This window comes from Vibrio sp. Vb0304, assembly GCF_033338995.1.
Lineage (GTDB): Bacteria > Pseudomonadota > Gammaproteobacteria > Enterobacterales > Vibrionaceae > Vibrio > Vibrio alginolyticus.
The window spans coordinates 22,594-36,962 of the sequence record NZ_JAWOTT010000033.1 but is presented as its reverse complement, the minus strand read 5'-3'; the positions used below and the strand labels follow the sequence as shown (position 1 = coordinate 36,962).

Here is a 14,369-nt window from a genome sequence, read left to right as displayed (position 1 = left end):
ACCACAAAACGACAGTTTTTAATATTTTTACCACAAAATGACTTGAAAGCGGTCAGGGTTTTGAGTATGTTTATATGCATTGTGGTTTTCGTGTCTTTATTGGGAATCACAAAGACCCTTTAAGCCGGGGTCGCCTAGCCAACTGACGTTGAATATTGAAAAGCATTTTTTCCAACCCGCTATCACTCTGGTAGCGGGTTTTTTTATATCTAAAGCCTATGCCAAACCTAATCGCAAATCTTTTTGAAAGCTTCCAAGAGTGGAAAGGCCGCCTGATTGCCTACGGGGGCGGCACTAGCGTTAGCGTCTTTAGTAATGAAGTCGCCGCTAAGGCCCAGCAAGCCGCTGAAACGGCGGCATCATCCCCAGAAATCACCACCGCGAACTTAATCTCATTGGGTGGCTTGCTCGTTATAGCTGGTCGCCTTGTCTTCGATATCTATGTGCATTTCGATAAGAAACGCCAGAAAAGAGAGGTTTCTTGATGGACCCTAAGCAGTTAGTCACGTTAGTGATTCGCCCTACTTTGAAGCAGTTGGGACTATACAGCCGATCAGCTGAACAGCTTATCGTTGGCACGATTTACCAAGAAAGCCACGCCAAATACCTAAAGCAACTAGGCAATGGTCCAGCGCTTGGCTTTATCCAGATGGAACCTGCAACGTATCAAGACATTTGGGATAACTACCTAGCTTACAAGCGCAAGCTGGCCAACCAAATCACTGAGCTATCTAGTATGGCGAGTTTGGATGATGACATGCGCCCAGACGTTACTCAGTTGATCACCAACTTATCGTTCGCGGTAGCCATGTGCCGTGTTCACTATCTTCGAAAAAAGCCCGCGTTACCGAAAGCCGGTGATATTGATGGCTTGGCTCAGTATTGGAAAGACCATTACAACACCCATTTGGGTGCGGGCACTGTTGAAGAGTTCAAAGAGAATTTCCCGCTTGAGGTACTGGATTGTTAAGCAGGAATCATCATGCACCAAGTTTGGTGCATTAACAGGGCGGCCATGATGGCTGCCTTTTCTATATATAGAGGAGTAAAGCCGACATGAAATATCTGTTTATGGTGGCGTTCTTGTTGATCGGCCCTGCCGCTATCGCAAGTGGTGCTGTTCCGGAGGTGCCACCATTTGATTGGTTTGCCTTTTTGGTAGCGGCGTTTGGTGAGCACGGTAAGGTCATTGCCGCTTGGGTGTCTGCCCTTTTGGTGGTTTGGTCCCAAGTTCGCCAGCTCATCCCGCCTGAGTGGATGGCAAAGCTACCCAATTGGTTGATTGATCTTCTTGAGTTTCTGGCAGCCAATAAAGGTAAGGCCGCCAATGAAGCATGGAATGACCCGAAGCATATCAAGCGAGTCAAAACATGAAGGTGCCGAGCTGGCTTAGCTTAGTGCCAGTCATGCTCGAACGATTCTTTTATGAGTTAGACCGTCACCGAGCTAAGTCGAAGAAGAAAGACAGAGAGGGCCGTCAGAATGAAATTAAGGAAGACCCAACGAATAGTCATGCTGATCGGTTCGGTCCTAGCGATGGCCGCGTGTCAATCAACGACGATGATGGCCAGTCCTGATTTTGTAGATTGCAAACCAACCGCACCGCAACTTGAGTGGTATGAAGTTGACGGTGAGGGTATCTACTACCCGAAAAGGTCAGTGACCAATATGCAGTTGTATATCGAGGACTTGAATAGCTGCATTGACTATCACCAAGCTAATCCTGGCTAGGTTTCAACTATCCGGTAATTCCAGATAGTTGCCGAGTGTTGTTACTGGCTGCACTTGTTATCAGTTAAGTCAGCATGTGATCGCGACGAATCCCGCATGTATCCGAGAGGAAGGGATAAGGATCGGTTAGCGCCCGATAGTGCATAAGTTAGCTACAAGATAAGTGACCCAAGGCTACTGGCTGCCTTAAAGCCAGTTCTAACACCGCCAAAGGCAACGTAGTGCTAGTGACTTGCGACGTCGTCGAGCGTCGCCAGGCTTCGGCCATTAAACAGCAGTGCCCACGGCGGTGACCCTTTTTAAATATCCTTTGTGTATTTAGTGAGTATTCAAAGGATATTTTGTTATGCCTCCACGAACCCCTAAGCCTTGTCGTCATCCCCATTGCGGTGGCCTGACTAATGACAAGAGTGGTTACTGTGACAAGCATCGTCACACTGGTTGGGAAGTGCACCAAGCAGGACGCAGCCGCCATGAGCGTGGCTATGGCAGTGATTGGGATAAGCTCCGAACCAGAATAATGAGACGAGATAAGTACCTATGCCAATGCTGCTTGCGTGATGGTCGTGCCGTGCCGGCTCGTGATGTGGACCATATCATAGCCAAGGAACATGGTGGAACGGATGAAGATAGCAACTTGGAGGCGTTATGTCGGCCATGCCACAAAGCGAAAACTGCACGAGAAAGAACGAAAGCACCCATTCGAAACAGCAAATAATGATCGTTTTGCAGATCAAATGGGCGTTTTGGGTACCAATTTACTTAAAAACTCTGGTGTTGTTTTGCTGAACCTTTGGCACACAACCAGACCCTCTCAAAGTCGCACAGACAGCACGAAAAGGTATCAAGGTGATGCTACCTCAATCCCAGAATCAAAAAGGCTTCAAGGCGGTTTTAGTTCGCTTGTTGTTCCCGTTCTCAGACCATGGGGGGTGGGGTAAATCTCTACGACCCTTTCGATAGGTACCGCAGCCCCAGACAAATTTTTATTCGCGATAAATAAGGATCTTTTTTATCACCCGATCCTGATCGTGACTCGTCACAATAAAAAATGAGGTTTTCACAATGGTGAGAGCAGCAGGGGGCGGACGTAAGAGTGGTAAGAATACGCTTCCCTCCGCGCCTGCCCATGAAGTCATGACCAAAGCACCGCCACCGGATGAGTTGCGCGATGATGACGCGGTCTTGATTTGGAAAACGCAATCCAAGGTTTTGATCGAGCGCCAGATTTTAACCGTCGATCACTTCCCGTTGTTGTTGGCGTACTGCAACAGCTTTTCTTTGTATCTCGAAGCAGAGCGAGAAATTAGCGAGAAAGGATTAACGGTCAACACGCCAAAAGGTGGGCCAAAGAAAAACCCGAGCGTCAACGTTCGCCAAGATGCACTATCGGCGATGGTGCGTATTGGTAGCTTGTTGGGGCTCGACCCGTTATCCATGCGAAGAATGACAGGCGGTGGAGGCGGTAGTAAGGACGGCAACGAAAACGAATTCAACGAATTCTTACCAGCGAGATAAGTATGGCTAAGTATCCGAACGTAAACGCCGCCGCAAAGTATGCGCGTGACGTGGTGAGCGGTCGGATCGTTGCTTGTAAGTATGTTATCCAGGCGTGTCAACGTCATCTGGATGATATCGAAAAGAGCAAAAGCAAAGCCTATCCGTACCGATTTAACAAAGACAAAGCCGAGGCGGTTTGTCGATTCATTCAACTTCTTCCTCACACCAAAGGCAAATGGGCGAAGAAGCCATTAAAAGACCGGCGCATCAAGTTAGAGCCCTGGCAATTGTTCATTCATGCCGTTCTCTATGGTTGGGAACGAAAGAAAGACAAGCGCCGCCGCTTCAGAGTGGCTTACGTCGAAGTGCCACGAAAGAACGGAAAAAGCATCATCGCTGCGGGCAATGGTCTTTGGATGTTTGCGCCAGATAACGAATACGGCGCAGAGGTTTACTGTGGTGCCACCACAGAGAAACAGGCTTGGGAGGTATTCAAGCCAGCGAAGAAGATGGCCGAAGCGCTGCCAAACCTTCGGCGTTCGTTCTTGATTGACGTCATGGCCAAGAAAATGGAACGGCCAGACGGCAGCATTTTCGAACCGGTGATCGGTGACCCTGGCGACGGTTCAAGCCCACATTGTGCCATCGTCGATGAGTATCACGAGCATGATGGTCCCGAACTGTATGACACTATGTCAACAGGTATGGGGGCACGTGAACAACCGCTTATCTTCGTGATCACCACCTCGGGCTATAACATCGCTGGTCCTTGTAAAGACTTGCACGACGACGTCGTCAAAATCTTAGAAGGCACGACCGATGACGACGAGATCTTTGGCATCATCTACACCATTGATGAAGACGACGATTGGACAGACCCCGCCGTTCTAGCCAAAGCCAACCCTAACCTGGGCGTGTCCGTGGATGAAGATTGGCTGCGCAGTCAGCAAATGCGCGCTATTCGTAACCCGCGCTATGCCAACACGTTCAAAACCAAACACCTCAATCGGTGGGTGTCCGCATCGCTTGCTTTCTTCAATATGGAAGATTGGAAAGCTGCCGAAGATACCAGCCTATCGATAGAGGATTTCAAAGACAGCTCATGTTGGTTGTCGCTCGACTTGGCATCAAAGATTGATATCTGTAGCCAGATCATGCTGTTCACTCGCAAGGATGACAAAGGCCAGCTGCATTTTTACATCTTCTCCAAACACTACTTGCCAGAAGATACCGTGTTCGACCCAGATACCAAAAACCGCAAGGTTTATCAGAAATGGGTGGGCACGCCATGGCCAAACAGTGGTGGCAGTGCGCTGATCTCCACTGACGGTGCCGAGGTGGATTTTAACGAGATTGGGGAAGATATTCAGAACTTTTCTGATGAGTTTGAAGTGCGCGAAGTACCTCACGATCCGTGGGGTTCCACCCAGCTTGCGCAAGAACTTACCGCGGCGGGCATTACCGCCGTCAAAGTGCCGCAAACCACGGCGCACTTATCACCGGGCATGATTGAACTCGAAGCCGCGTTAAAAGCGGGGCGTGTTCACCATGACGGAAACCCCGTGCTCACTTGGATGATGAGCAACGTTGTCAGCAAGCCAGATGCCAACGAAAACCACTTTCCACGCAAAGACAAACCAGACCAGAAAATTGATGGTGCGGTGGCGTTGATCATGGCGGTTTATCGCGCGCACCTGGCAACGGAAACCTTTGACCCATTCGACGATCTAGATGATGAGGATTTATACCTGTGACATACATACTCAACCTGATCGGCCTCGCGGGTTTTGCCGCGTTGCTGAGTGGGGTTTATCTCAAATTCGGGTTGTCGGCCACCTTAATGTTTGGCGGAACCATGCTGTTGATTTTTGCCTTATTGGCATTAAGAAAACTAGGGGGCCGCCATGCTTGATTTGCTGTTTGAAACCCGCTCAAACCCAGAAGACCCATCTGTTCCCTTGTCCGAGCTCGATGCAGCCGATTGGGGTGGCAGCTCTGGGGTAAGTGTGGAATCCGCCATGGGCTTGTCGGCGGTGTATTCCTGTATTGGCGTACTTGGCCGCTCTATGGGCCAGCTGCCTTTGCATGTCATGCGCCGTGATGCCAAAGGCGTTGTTTCTCGCGCCACGGATCACCCTGTTTATTACCTGCTTCACGATGAGCCGAACCCATTTCAAACCAGTTATGACTGGCGCGAATCCGGCATGGTTCACGTTAGCGGCTGGGGCAACCACTACACCGAGATTGTGCGTCATCCTCGTTCGGGGGAAGTGCGCGAACTTGGATTGATTCGACCTTGGGAATCCAACTTAGTCAAAACTACTTCAGGGCGTCATACCTACGCAGTCACCGCAGATGATGCGCGGGCTAGGGCGGTCAGTCCTGAAGACATGATTCACATTAAAGCGATTGGCTCTGATGGCAAAGTCGGTAAAAGTCCTATTACCCAATGTCGAGAGGCGTTTGCGCTTGGCCTAGAAACCCAAGGTTATGGCAACCAGTTCTTTCGAAGTGGGGGCAAGCCAACGGGCATTGTCTCGGTCAAATCGCAATTGGAGGAAAAGAGTTGGAAACGCTTGCTCGACCGTTGGCGAACGTCCAAAACGGAGATGCAAAGTAACGACAATAAAACGTTGTTCTTACCATCTGAGCTCGCGTATCAGTCGATCACCATTCCGCCAGAAGATGCGCAGTTCTTAGAAACCCGAAAATTCAGTCGTTCTGAAGTAGCCGGCATTTACAACGTGCCGGCACACATGATTAACGACCTGGAAAAAGCCACCTTTTCCAATATCTCAGAACAAGCCATTCAGTTCGTTCGTCACACCATGATCCCGTGGGTAGTGAAGTGGGAGCAGGAGCTCAACCGGAAACTATTCACTGAGCAAGAACGACGGGCTGGGTATTACGTCAAGTTCAACCTAAATGGTCTGTTACGCGGCACCGCCCAAGAGCGTGCTGAATTCTATTCGAAAGCCATTCGTGATGGCTGGATGACCCGCAACCAAGTACGAGAACTGGAAGATATGAACCAAGCCGATGGGTTGGATACCTATTTGCTCAGCGCCGATCTTCAAACAAAAGAGGCCAAACCTAATGAGTAAAAACCTCAATGAGATTTTTATCCGCAGTGATGAAATCAAAGTTGAAAAACGGGAGGACGGAGAGGGGCTACGTATCGTCGGATACGCGGCCAAGTTCAACACTCGCAGTAACAACCTTGGCGGTTTTGTCGAAGTGATCGCCCCTGGTGCGTTTGATGACGTTCTGGACGATGACGTTCGCGCCCTGTTTAACCATGACCGCAATTTTGTCCTAGGCCGAACCAAAGCGGGCACGCTCACACTGACCGTTGATGAGGTTGGTTTACGTTACGAGATCACCCCGCCAGACACCCAAACGGTGCGAGACATGGTGATCGAACCAATGGACCGTGGCGACGTCAGCCAAAGCTCATTTGCGTTTCGTTTACCTTCAGACGGATATCGATGGGATGAGGATGATGATGGGGTATATGTCCGCACCATCACTCGCGTTTCAAAATTGTTGGATGTCAGCCCAGTGACCTATCCAGCTTACAACGACACCGAAGCCAGTACCCGAGCCCTTGAAGAAGCGCGCGCGGCTTGTACTGACGACAGTGAAGAACAGCGCCAATTGGCGCAGCATCAAGAGCAGCAGTACCGCGATCGGTTGTTGCAAACCCTGTAAAACCTTTCATTACTCAAACCGGAGAAAGTTGAATGAAATACCATGAAATGAAGAAAAAACGTGACACGATCGCGCGCCAAATGCGTGAGTTAAACGACAAGGCGAAAGACGAAAAACGCGCGTTCACGGATGACGAAACCACCCAATGGCGTGATATGACGTCAGAATTGGAAGGTTTAGATTCACAAATTGAACGTGAAGATCAGCTTCGCGCACAAGACGAGCGCTTTGTTCGTGATGACAACAACCAAAACCCAAATAACCCAGAAGAGTCCCCAACCGAGCAGCGTCAAGCTGAAGCCTTTACTAATTATCTGCGTCATGGTTTTGCGGAGCTATCGCAAGAAGACAAAGCCCAACTGCGTGCATTAGGTACGACCACTGGCTCTAGTGGTGGCTTTACCGTCCCGAAAAACTTTGTGAATCGTGTCGTTGAAAACATGGCGGCGTACGGTGGTATTGCGAACGTCTGTCAGGTTATTCCTACTCAAGATGGTCGTGCGATGCCGTGGGCGGTGTCCGATGGCCGTACTGAAATCGGTGAAATGCTGGCAGAAAACCAAGAGGCGGGTAAGGGCGATCCGAACTTCAGTCAAGTTGAGATTGGCGCGAAGAAAGGCAGCTCTAAAATCGTCCTGGTATCGAATGAGCTCCTGCAAGACAGCATGATCGATGTCGATGCGTTTGTTGCGCGTCGTATCGGTCAGCGTTTGGGCCGTCTAGAAGCAAGTCAAATTATTACGGGGGATGGTCAAGGCAATAACCTAAACGGCCTCAATAAGCAGGTGCAATTGACCCATCAAGCGGCAGCTGTTAGCGGGGTATCTTACGCCGACTTGATCAACCTAAAACACAAAGTGGACCCAGCTTATCGCAATGGTCCCAATACGCGTTGGGCGTTCAATGATGACACGTTCAAAGGCTTCAAGCTGATGAATGACGCGAACGGCCGTCCGTTGTGGTTGCCTGCGATTGCCGGTGTTGCGCCAGCCACCATTGATGGTGATGAGTACGTGATTGACCAAGGCATCGCTAAAGCGGGCGCAAGCAATAAGTCAGTGTTCTATGGTGATTGGTTATCGGTCGTGCTACGCCGTGTGGCGTACATGAACCTGCGCCGCTTGACCGAGCGTTACGCTGAATTCGATCAGATGGGCTTCATTGGCTTCCACCGCTTTGATGTCCTGTTGGAAGACGTTGCAGCTATTGCCGCGCTAGAACACGCTGCGGCTTAATTATCACCCTCAGAATGAGCCCACCAAACGGTGGGCTTTTTCATGTAAGAAGGAATAGACCATGGCAACCACCAAAGCCAAAACGCCCGCTGCAAAAGCGAAAGAGAACACCAAAGATTCAGCAACAACCTCAGAAGTGAAAGCGCCAATCGACGCAACCACGCAAGAGGGGGCGACGTCAGAACCCTCTGATCAGCAAACTCAAACGCAAGGTGACGCCAAATCACCGAAAGATCCGGAACCAGAGCCTCAAGTTCAGCAAACTCAAACGCAAGGTGACGCCAAATCACCGAAAGATCCAGAACCAGAGCCTCAAGTTCAGCAGAGTCAAGCCTCACCAACGCCGCCTGAAGCATCAAACACCGAGGTTAAAGTAAAGCTGAAAATGCCACTTTGGGATTCACTGAAACAGCGTTCTTTCACGATTAACGATCTGTATCCGTGCTCAGAGAAAGAGGCGCAGCGCCTTATTGAGAATGGCACGGCGGTAAAAGCCGATGCTTGATCTGGTTAAGGTAAAAAACCAGTGCAGTATCGATGACGACATCACCGAGCATGATCAGCAGCTCACTCTCTACTTGTCGGCGGCTAAGCGAGCCGTTGAGAACTACCTCAATCGTCCCGTCTACTGGACCCAAGAGGAAGTGCCGCAAGACCCAGAGTTAGTGCCAGAAAATGCTTTTGTGGCCAGAGAGGACACAGAACTGGCGGTGTTGTTGTTAATTGGCCACTGGTTTGCGCATCGAGAAGCGGTGACAGAAAGCAGCGTTAAAACCCTTCCTCTCGGCGTGAGCTTTTTATTGGATTTTGATCGCGATATCAACCTGTGAGGGCGTATGCAAGCAGGCAAACTCAATCAACGTTTAACACTGTATCGCACCGTTGATGGTAAAAGTGCTAACGGTGCGCCTACGGTTCAGCTGGAACGGATGGCGACCCCGTGGGCGGAGTTGCTTTCCAGTTCGGGGAGTCAAAGCGCAAGCAATGACCGTGAGAAAGCTCTCAACGTGTATCAGTGGCGGCTTCGATGGCGTGAAAACATCGAGCCAAACTACTGGATACAGTGGCGAGGTCGCTGGATGAAAATCACCGCCGTAGACGACGCTGACCCTCAACGTCGCCAAATCATTCTCGATGCAGACTCCAATCCGAAATCGTCACCGCCAGCAATAAAACCCGTTCCGTAACTGAAAGGAGTGCACACCATGCAGCTTGATAGTTGGAGTGTATCTGGCTTGAAAGAGCTGGAAAAAGCGTTAACCGAACTTGGCCAAAAGGCCGGATTAAAGGCGTTGCGTAAAGCCAGCCGAGAAGCAATGGGCGGTGTTCAGCTCTCTATGGCGATGGGAGCAGGTTATAACTCCGATAGCCCTGATGGTGAGCACATGCGTGACAGCATCAAGATCAGCACCAAAAAACTGGACAGCAAACACGGCGGCAAAGACAACGCGTTAGCCACCCGAGTGGGGCCGTCCAAAAAGCATAGCCAAAAAGCCATTGCGCAAGAGTATGGCACGGCCAAGCAGGCCGCTGATCCGTTTATGCGTCCGGCCTTATATGAAAACCGCCACCGGATCGTTCGAACTTTTCGCACGGTATTGGCGACGGAGATTCAAAAAGCAATTAAGAAGCAAGCCAAATGACTTTAGAAAGTGCGTTAAACGCCTGGTTAAGTCAACTAACTGGGCTGGATTGCTATTGGCTTCATCGTCCGCCTAGTGCGCAAAACGCTGTAGTTTACCGCTGCTTAACTCCCGGAAGCGTCGAGGGGAATTTGCGGCAAACAGGCATTAAGGACGACAGCTATAGCCTCACCATCTACCACCAAGACCCCGACGAAGCCAAGCGTTTAGCTGACAGCATTGTCGCTGAACTTCATGGATTCAACGGGCTGTTGTCGGGCTACCCCGTGCAATATGCCCGATTGAGCGGAGGTTTTGAACAGCCACTACTCGATGAGTCTGGGGAATGTACGTCTTACCAGTTCAACAGAGATTTTTTTATTAACCATTAATCGGGAGAACCCCAATGAATAACGGAATCCCTGAACCAGAATACGCCAAGTTGCCAGCTGGTACTCGCTTCAAAGTGGGAAATGTCGGCTCAAAACTGTCGGAAATGGTTCTATTAAAAGACGCCGACCAAGTCGGAGTTACGGGGAAAACCACCTCGTATAGCCAGATCACGCGACTAATCGACACGGACCATAAATACTTCGCCCAGATGTCAGAAGGGGAAGATAAGTCCTTTCGATTTTTGGATGCGGGCGAAACCGACCCTGATCTGAATGGTTTCCTCAAAGACGCCGAACGCAAGAAAACTAAAGCCGTTTTGATTGAGTGGCCAAACAACCGCTACGCCCTCATGACCATTGTTTTGGGTGGCTGGGCTCACGAAGAGCCAGATAAAACCAACGCCATGTATTTAACGGTGGCAGGCAAACAGAACGGTATTGTGCGCGGGTTCCAAAAAGCGCCAAGCATCGAAACTCAGCCTTTGGACGTGGCGGCCTCGGATGGTGCTGCCGTGGGCTTTACCCTTGAGCCTGCTGACGATGATGTCAGCGTGCAATGGCAGGAAAAAACGTCAAGTGGATCGTGGACCGACATTACAGGGGAGATTGGTTACACCCTAAGCATGACTGCCACCACGGCGAAAAATAACAACCAATACCAAGCCGTTGTCACCAACCTTTACGGCTCCGTCACCACTGAACCTGCAACCCTTACAGTTAGTTAATCTCATTCTGCCCGCCCTTGGCGGGCATAAGGACACATAAAAATGAACGCAAAAGATTTACTGCTTTCCCTAGACCAACCTGTTCCTGTCACCCGCACTTTGCTAGGCGGTGAGTTTAAGATCATCCGCATGACGGCAGAGCGTCTTAGTCAGTACGAGAAAAAACGTAAAAAATACAGCGAAGAGCAAGACGTCGATAAGTTGAATGAAGCCGTTGCGCAATTAGTGCTGGATTCCATCCTAGATGATAACGGCGTGCCTATGTCGCAAAGCGTCAAACCAAAAGAGCTATTGGCCGTGAAAACCATGACGTCCATAGAGTCAGCGATCCGAGTCATTACGGCTGTCAACTACATGGCCGAAGGGAGCGAAGAAGCGGCAAAAAAAGGCTAGAAGATGATCCCGCCCTTCGCTATTGCTTTCAACTCGGTGAGTTGCTCGGGGTGCTAGACCCACGAGAGATTCACCGAAAAGCCGATAGCGAATTGATAGCACTTTGGCGCGCCCACTTTTTACTGAAATCCGAACAAGAGGGCAACCCGCCCCCACGTCCATCAAAACCCAAAACGCCCACAGTCATTGATTTGTCAGACACCGACAAACAAGTGGCCGCTTGTGAGCGTTTTCTGATGTAAGAGTTTGCCCATGTCAGATATAGCCAAACTAACGGTAGCGCTTTATGCCAATAGTGCGCAGTTCGTGTCTGAATTGGACAAGTCGAACAAAAAGGCGAAAAGCTGGTCGAGCCAGGTTAGGGGATCATTTTCTATTGCTGCCGCGGCCACGGCAACCGCGGCGACTGCCACCGCAGGGGCGCTGGCCTTGGTGTACAAACAGCAAGCGGCCATCATTGACCAAACGGCCAAGTTCGCTGACCGCATTGGTATCTCGACCGAAGCGTTGACACAGTTCCGTCACGCCAGTGAGCTCACCGGTGTTGGGGCGAAAAACCTCGATATGTCACTGCAACGCATGACTCGTCGAATCGCTGAAGCGGCTCAAGGCAGTGGTGAAGCTGCGCCCGCACTGAAACAACTTGGCTTGGACGCGAAGCAGCTCGGTGAGATGACCCCCGATGAGCAGCTTTATGTGTTGGCTGACGCCTTTACCCAAGTCGAAAGCCAGTCAGAGCGTGTTCGTCTGGCGTTTAAGTTGTTCGATTCGGAAGGCGTGGGCATGGTGAACATGTTAGCCGGTGGATCAGAAGGTTTGCGCTCGATGGCTGACGAAGCAGACCGCCTAGGTATCACGCTTTCACGCATCGATGCAGCTAAGGTCGAAATGGCCAACGATGCCATGTACAAAGTTGGCCTCACCAGTACCGCCTTAAAACAAGAACTGACCACCCAACTTGCGCCAATTGTGGCCGCATTAGCGGATGAGTTTGTCAATTACTCACAGCAATTTGGCGGCATGAACAACATGATCGCCGAAGGAATTCACAGCACCACTCAGGGCATTGGTTTTATGGCTGATGCCTTACATGGTGTGCAAATCATTGTTGAAGGCTTATCGGTCGCTTGGGAGGGCTTCAAGCTGGGCTTTATGGTGGCGTCTCAAGTCATCACAACCGGCTTACATGAATTGGGGCAGTTCATCTTTCAAGTGGTGGTTTCACCATTGCAGGGCGCGCTCGATCTGGCGGCCAACTTCAGTGACGAAGCTACCAACATGGCGGCGGAGTTGCGTAAGTTCTCTAGTATGCCTCCTCCTCAGCTATTTGATGCATCCACCGTTAATCAAACCAAGCTGGACCTGAACGAAGCGCTTTGGGAGTTGCGCAATCTGGCCAGTGAGCCTCTGCCATCGGAAGGCATTGAAACATGGTATCAAAACACCAAAGCAAGGTTTGATGAGTTAGCGAAGAACTATGCGAACGGCATCAACTACAACGCACCAGGTGTGAAACCTCTCGATGATCCGAAAAGCAAGCCAGCCGAAGAAGATAAATCGGTGGTTGCATTCAGAGAAGCTACGGCCTTACTGGAAACCGAATGGCAGCGCCGTTTGGCCATTAATGCCGCAGGCGACCAAGCCGATGCAGCCAGAGAAGCGTTTGCCTATGCGGATCGTCAAAGCCGATTGTCAGAGCAATTCCAATCGGCGTATGAAGCCGCGATGGATAACCACACGCTGCAACAAGAACTGGAAGATCAGTATTTTGCCAGTCGTGAGTTGTTGTGGCAGGAACATCAAACCAACCTAACTGACATCGAGAAAAAAGCCGCTCAAGCCCGAGCCGCCGCTCAAGCCGCGGAGTACAGCAACTACTCGGATTTGTTCGGCAGCATGTCCGATGTGGCCAAAACCTTTGCAGGTGAGCAATCAGGCATTTACAAAGCCATGTTTGCGGCCTCAAAGGCGTTTGCGATTGCTGAATCGATCATCAAAATCCAGCAAGGTTTAGCCAGTGCGGCTGCTTTGCCGTTCCCCGCTAACATCCCTGCGATGGCGTCCGTTGCAGCCAGTACAGCCAGTATTGTCAGCACCATTCAAAGCACTGAATTGAAGGGCATGGCCCACGATGGATCGAGCGGATTTACCAACGGTCGAATCCCAAGAGAGGGCACCTGGTTGCTCGATGGTGGGGAAAAGGTGCAAACCCGCGCTGAAGCCGATCGACATGAGCGGGCTTTATCCATGATTGAGCGTGGCGAAGTAGGCAACAGTAATCAGCAACAAGCGGTTGCGCCCCAACCTTGGAATATCGTCATTCATGAAGCACCGCCAGGAACGACGGCGGAAGTGGATGAAGAGAAGCGAGTGATTGCCATCATGATGAAAGACGCCAATAGCGGTGGTCAGTACATTTCCTATATTCAGCAAAAACTTGGCGTAAGACCAGGAGGCTACAAATAATGCAGATGTACCAAGACAAGGCAACCAAAGAGCAGTTAGATAAGCTCAACCCTAATATCTTGCGTTATCCATGCAGTTATTTTGATAACGGTATTTTGCCAGAGCCCAGCATCGAAAATTACAAGTTCCGTACGGGTCAAGTGGTGGTGAAATCGAATATGGATTTGGGCTTAGCGACGGTACGCCGTCGAACCCGAGTGGCCCCGTCTCGCTATCCTCTCAAGTTTCAGTTCACCGGCGAACAAATGGAGGCGTTTAGAACGTGGATTGATGAGGAGCTCGATGCGGGTGTTGAATGGTGTTACATGCCCCTATTGACGGGTGACAGTCGTTTGGTCATCCATAAGGTGCAGTTTATCAAAACGCCAGGTAATGACAGCGATTTTGTCTTAACTGGTGTCTATCCAGACCCAGAAGATCCGCGCCGTCGAACCTCAACGTGGGATTTGATTGCTGAAGTTCAAGCCTTCTCAACCAACCTAGAACGTTACAACGCGAGACTATTAACGCGAGACACGTTGTCCGGTCTAGAAAAGGCGGCGTTATCGGTGGCACTGTCCGTAGCTAAGACGCCAAGCGACAAGGAGAGCTGAC

General features: G+C 50.5%; 20 protein-coding genes. All 20 read left to right on the top strand.

Going from position 1 to position 14,369, the window contains the following annotated elements:
* Window positions 1-218 precede the first annotated feature (218 nt).
* The 20 genes from R7P35_RS22430 to R7P35_RS22335 all read left to right on the top strand — a co-directional run bounded on the left by R7P35_RS22430 (window position 219) and on the right by R7P35_RS22335 (window position 14,368).
* Complete coding sequence (locus tag R7P35_RS22430; protein WP_170903602.1) at window positions 219-485, top strand: hypothetical protein; 267 nt, start codon at window positions 219-221, stop codon at window positions 483-485.
* The gene (locus tag R7P35_RS22425; RefSeq protein ID WP_217844244.1) at window positions 485-970 is read left to right on the top strand and encodes a hypothetical protein; all 486 of its coding nucleotides are present in this window, start codon (window positions 485-487) and stop codon (window positions 968-970) included. The genes R7P35_RS22430 and R7P35_RS22425 overlap by 1 nt, the downstream gene beginning before the upstream one ends.
* An 86-nt stretch (window positions 971-1,056) precedes the next feature.
* Window positions 1,057-1,374, top strand: a complete 318-nt coding sequence (locus R7P35_RS22420; protein ID WP_170903600.1) for a hypothetical protein — start codon at window positions 1,057-1,059, stop codon at window positions 1,372-1,374.
* 108 nt (window positions 1,375-1,482) lie between these two features.
* On the top strand, window positions 1,483-1,731 hold the full coding sequence (locus R7P35_RS22415) for a hypothetical protein (protein WP_170903599.1): 249 nt from the start codon (window positions 1,483-1,485) through the stop codon (window positions 1,729-1,731).
* A 346-nt stretch (window positions 1,732-2,077) separates the two neighbouring features.
* Window positions 2,078-2,449 (top strand): HNH endonuclease, encoded by a 372-nt coding sequence (locus tag R7P35_RS22410; RefSeq protein ID WP_318092649.1) that lies wholly within the window; start codon window positions 2,078-2,080, stop codon window positions 2,447-2,449.
* Between the two features lie 347 nt (window positions 2,450-2,796).
* The gene (locus R7P35_RS22405; RefSeq protein WP_170903597.1) at window positions 2,797-3,249 is read left to right on the top strand and encodes a phage terminase small subunit P27 family; all 453 of its coding nucleotides are present in this window, start codon (window positions 2,797-2,799) and stop codon (window positions 3,247-3,249) included.
* 53 nt (window positions 3,250-3,302) lie between these two features.
* Window positions 3,303-4,985, top strand: coding sequence for a terminase large subunit (locus tag R7P35_RS22400; protein WP_318092647.1), 1,683 nt, complete (start codon window positions 3,303-3,305; stop codon window positions 4,983-4,985).
* Window positions 4,982-5,143: a hypothetical protein gene (locus R7P35_RS22395; RefSeq protein WP_170890357.1), complete on the top strand. Its 162-nt coding sequence runs from the start codon at window positions 4,982-4,984 to the stop codon at window positions 5,141-5,143. The genes R7P35_RS22400 and R7P35_RS22395 overlap by 4 nt, the downstream gene beginning before the upstream one ends.
* The gene (locus R7P35_RS22390; RefSeq protein WP_318092645.1) at window positions 5,136-6,335 is read left to right on the top strand and encodes a phage portal protein; all 1,200 of its coding nucleotides are present in this window, start codon (window positions 5,136-5,138) and stop codon (window positions 6,333-6,335) included. Before R7P35_RS22395 ends, R7P35_RS22390 begins: the two co-directional genes overlap by 8 nt.
* A complete protein-coding gene (locus R7P35_RS22385) occupies window positions 6,328-6,942 on the top strand; it encodes an HK97 family phage prohead protease (RefSeq protein WP_318092644.1) in 615 nt (204 codons plus the stop codon). The genes R7P35_RS22390 and R7P35_RS22385 overlap by 8 nt, the downstream gene beginning before the upstream one ends.
* Window positions 6,943-6,974: 32 nt before the next feature.
* On the top strand, window positions 6,975-8,177 hold the full coding sequence (locus R7P35_RS22380; protein ID WP_318092643.1) for a phage major capsid protein: 1,203 nt from the start codon (window positions 6,975-6,977) through the stop codon (window positions 8,175-8,177).
* Between the two features lie 61 nt (window positions 8,178-8,238).
* Window positions 8,239-8,682, top strand: a complete 444-nt coding sequence (locus tag R7P35_RS22375) for a hypothetical protein (RefSeq protein ID WP_318092642.1) — start codon at window positions 8,239-8,241, stop codon at window positions 8,680-8,682.
* Window positions 8,675-9,007, top strand: a complete 333-nt coding sequence (locus R7P35_RS22370) for a head-tail connector protein (RefSeq protein WP_170903592.1) — start codon at window positions 8,675-8,677, stop codon at window positions 9,005-9,007. The genes R7P35_RS22375 and R7P35_RS22370 overlap by 8 nt, the downstream gene beginning before the upstream one ends.
* A gap of 6 nt (window positions 9,008-9,013) precedes the next feature.
* Window positions 9,014-9,364: a phage head closure protein gene (locus R7P35_RS22365; RefSeq protein WP_208870953.1), complete on the top strand. Its 351-nt coding sequence runs from the start codon at window positions 9,014-9,016 to the stop codon at window positions 9,362-9,364.
* 18 nt (window positions 9,365-9,382) lie between these two features.
* Complete coding sequence (locus tag R7P35_RS22360; RefSeq protein ID WP_140154860.1) at window positions 9,383-9,820, top strand: HK97-gp10 family putative phage morphogenesis protein; 438 nt, start codon at window positions 9,383-9,385, stop codon at window positions 9,818-9,820.
* Entirely contained in the window at window positions 9,817-10,191 is a 375-nt protein-coding gene (locus R7P35_RS22355) for a hypothetical protein (RefSeq protein ID WP_182036509.1), read from the top strand. The genes R7P35_RS22360 and R7P35_RS22355 overlap by 4 nt, the downstream gene beginning before the upstream one ends.
* 14 nt (window positions 10,192-10,205) lie before the next feature.
* The gene (locus tag R7P35_RS22350; RefSeq protein ID WP_262681529.1) at window positions 10,206-10,916 is read left to right on the top strand and encodes a hypothetical protein; all 711 of its coding nucleotides are present in this window, start codon (window positions 10,206-10,208) and stop codon (window positions 10,914-10,916) included.
* Window positions 10,917-10,958: 42 nt separating this feature from the next.
* Window positions 10,959-11,309, top strand: coding sequence for a hypothetical protein (locus R7P35_RS22345; RefSeq protein WP_140154857.1), 351 nt, complete (start codon window positions 10,959-10,961; stop codon window positions 11,307-11,309).
* 252 nt (window positions 11,310-11,561) lie between these two features.
* Window positions 11,562-13,775: a hypothetical protein gene (locus tag R7P35_RS22340; protein WP_318092635.1), complete on the top strand. Its 2,214-nt coding sequence runs from the start codon at window positions 11,562-11,564 to the stop codon at window positions 13,773-13,775.
* The gene (locus R7P35_RS22335) at window positions 13,775-14,368 is read left to right on the top strand and encodes a hypothetical protein (protein WP_140154854.1); all 594 of its coding nucleotides are present in this window, start codon (window positions 13,775-13,777) and stop codon (window positions 14,366-14,368) included. The genes R7P35_RS22340 and R7P35_RS22335 overlap by 1 nt, the downstream gene beginning before the upstream one ends.
* The last annotated feature ends 1 nt before the right edge of the window (window position 14,369 follow it).

Bases quoted from the DNA above. Each gene is read 5' to 3' on its own strand.
- R7P35_RS22430 (WP_170903602.1), top strand. From the start codon at position 219: ATGCCAAACCTAATCGCAAATCTTTTTGAAAGCTTCCAAGAGTGGAAA.
- R7P35_RS22425 (WP_217844244.1), top strand. From the start codon at position 485: ATGGACCCTAAGCAGTTAGTCACGTTAGTGATTCGCCCTACTTTGAAG.
- R7P35_RS22420 (WP_170903600.1), top strand. From the start codon at position 1,057: ATGAAATATCTGTTTATGGTGGCGTTCTTGTTGATCGGCCCTGCCGCT.
- R7P35_RS22415 (WP_170903599.1), top strand. From the start codon at position 1,483: ATGAAATTAAGGAAGACCCAACGAATAGTCATGCTGATCGGTTCGGTC.
- R7P35_RS22410 (WP_318092649.1), top strand. From the start codon at position 2,078: ATGCCTCCACGAACCCCTAAGCCTTGTCGTCATCCCCATTGCGGTGGC.
- R7P35_RS22405 (WP_170903597.1), top strand. From the start codon at position 2,797: ATGGTGAGAGCAGCAGGGGGCGGACGTAAGAGTGGTAAGAATACGCTT.
- R7P35_RS22390 (WP_318092645.1), top strand. From the start codon at position 5,136: ATGCTTGATTTGCTGTTTGAAACCCGCTCAAACCCAGAAGACCCATCT.
- R7P35_RS22385 (WP_318092644.1), top strand. From the start codon at position 6,328: ATGAGTAAAAACCTCAATGAGATTTTTATCCGCAGTGATGAAATCAAA.
- R7P35_RS22380 (WP_318092643.1), top strand. From the start codon at position 6,975: ATGAAATACCATGAAATGAAGAAAAAACGTGACACGATCGCGCGCCAA.
- R7P35_RS22375 (WP_318092642.1), top strand. From the start codon at position 8,239: ATGGCAACCACCAAAGCCAAAACGCCCGCTGCAAAAGCGAAAGAGAAC.
- R7P35_RS22370 (WP_170903592.1), top strand. From the start codon at position 8,675: ATGCTTGATCTGGTTAAGGTAAAAAACCAGTGCAGTATCGATGACGAC.
- R7P35_RS22365 (WP_208870953.1), top strand. From the start codon at position 9,014: ATGCAAGCAGGCAAACTCAATCAACGTTTAACACTGTATCGCACCGTT.
- R7P35_RS22360 (WP_140154860.1), top strand. From the start codon at position 9,383: ATGCAGCTTGATAGTTGGAGTGTATCTGGCTTGAAAGAGCTGGAAAAA.
- R7P35_RS22355 (WP_182036509.1), top strand. From the start codon at position 9,817: ATGACTTTAGAAAGTGCGTTAAACGCCTGGTTAAGTCAACTAACTGGG.
- R7P35_RS22350 (WP_262681529.1), top strand. From the start codon at position 10,206: ATGAATAACGGAATCCCTGAACCAGAATACGCCAAGTTGCCAGCTGGT.
- R7P35_RS22345 (WP_140154857.1), top strand. From the start codon at position 10,959: ATGAACGCAAAAGATTTACTGCTTTCCCTAGACCAACCTGTTCCTGTC.
- R7P35_RS22340 (WP_318092635.1), top strand. From the start codon at position 11,562: ATGTCAGATATAGCCAAACTAACGGTAGCGCTTTATGCCAATAGTGCG.
- R7P35_RS22335 (WP_140154854.1), top strand. From the start codon at position 13,775: ATGCAGATGTACCAAGACAAGGCAACCAAAGAGCAGTTAGATAAGCTC.